The organism is Micromonospora sp. URMC 106 (genome assembly GCF_051386395.1).
In the GTDB taxonomy this organism is placed as follows: domain Bacteria; phylum Actinomycetota; class Actinomycetes; order Mycobacteriales; family Micromonosporaceae; genus Micromonospora.
In genome coordinates this window covers 1-1,748 of sequence record NZ_JBPQTP010000226.1, presented here as the reverse complement: position 1 = coordinate 1,748, position 1,748 = coordinate 1, and the positions used below count along the sequence as shown (strand labels likewise).

The 1,748-nt window shown below is 71.8% G+C and carries 1 protein-coding gene; it reads left to right on the top strand.

Annotation, left to right across the window (positions count from 1 at the left end):
• Positions 1–152: 152 nt before the first annotated feature.
• A partial coding sequence (pruA, locus tag ACSNOB_RS31845) for an L-glutamate gamma-semialdehyde dehydrogenase (RefSeq protein WP_436691134.1) occupies positions 153–1,748 on the top strand: 1,596 nt, incomplete at its 3' end.

The following is a 1,748-nucleotide window of genomic DNA, read 5'->3' as shown; positions in this document are numbered from 1 at the left end:
GGCCGGGCGTCCGTCGGAGGGAAGAGGATGACCAAGCAGCCCGGCAGCTCCGCCGCCGCGACCGGTCCACCCCGCGGCGTCCGGCCCCGGCCGTCCGGCCGGTGCCCGCGGGTCCGATTTCGCCACCGCTGTCGAGATCGCCAGGAGCCCTGATGGACGCCGTGTTCTCCGTACCCGAGCCGCGCAACGAGCCGGTGCGCAACTACGAGCCGGGCAGTGTCGACCGGGAACGGCTCCAGCGGCGGCTGGCCGAGCTGGCCGCCGAGCGGATCGACCTGCCGATGACCATCGCCGGTGAGCAGCGGATGGCCGCTGGCGAGTCGATCGACGTGGTGCAGCCGCACAAGCACGCGCACGTGCTCGGCGTCACCGCGCACGCCACCCACGACGACGCCCGCGCGGCGGTCAAGGCCGCCAAGGACGCCGCCCCCATGTGGCGGGCCCTGCCGTTCTCCGAGCGCGCCGCGATCTTCCTGCGCGCCGCCGAGCTGCTCGCCGGTCCCTGGCGGGACACGCTGAACGCGGCCACCATGCTGGGCCAGTCGAAGACCGCCATCCAGGCCGAGATCGACTCGGCCTGCGAGTTCGTCGACTTCCTCCGGTTCAACGTGCACTTCGCGCGCCGGCTGCTGGAGGAGCAGCCGATGTCGTCGCCGGGCGTGTGGAACCGCTTCGACCACCGTCCGCTGGAGGGCTTCGTCTACGCGATCACCCCGTTCAACTTCACGGCGATCGCCGGCAACCTGCCCTCGGCGCCGGCCCTGCTGGGCAACACGGTGGTCTGGAAGCCGGGCCCGACCCAGCAGTTCGCCGCGCACTTCACCATGCGGCTGTTCGAGGCGGCCGGCCTGCCCCCCGGCGTGATCAACATGGTCACCGGGCGCGGCGAGGAGGTCTCCGACGTCGTGCTCGCCGACCCCGACCTGGCCGGCATCCACTTCACCGGATCCACCAAGGTCTTCCAGCACCTGTGGAGGACCGTCGGCGAGAACATCTCCCGCTACCGGGGCTACCCGCGCCTGGTCGGCGAGACCGGCGGCAAGGACTTCGTCGTCGCGCACACCAGCGCGGACGTCGACGCCCTGCACACCGCGCTGATCCGGGGCGCCTTCGAATACCAGGGCCAGAAGTGCTCGGCGGCGTCCCGGGCGTACGTGCCGCGGTCGCTCTGGGAGGGCGGGCTGCGCGACCGGCTGGCCGCCACCACCGAGTCGCTCACCTACGGCGACGTCGCCGACTTCGCCAACTTCGGCGGCGCGGTGATCGACGCCAAGGCGTTCGACCGGCACAGCGCCGCGCTGGAGCTGATCTCCGGCGACGACGCCTGCCGGATCATCGCGGGGGGCACCGCCGACGACTCCGTCGGCTACTTCGTCCGGCCGACGTTGTTCGAGTGCACCGACGCGGCGCACGAGACGTTCACCACCGAGTACTTCGGGCCGATCCTGGGCGTGCACGTCTTCGACGACGCCCGTTTCGACGACGTGGTCGCGCAGGCCGAGTCGATCGCGCCGTACGCGCTGACCGGGTCGATCTTCGCGACCGACCGCCGGGTGGTGGACGCGGTGGCCGAGAAGATGCGGTACGCGGCCGGCAACTTCTACATCAACGACAAGCCGACCGGCGCGGTGGTCGGGCAGCAGCCCTTCGGCGGCGCCCGGGCCAGCGGCACCAACGACAAGGCGGGCTCCTGGCACAACCTCGTCCGGTGGATGTCGCCCCGGACGATCAAGGAGACCTTCGTCGCC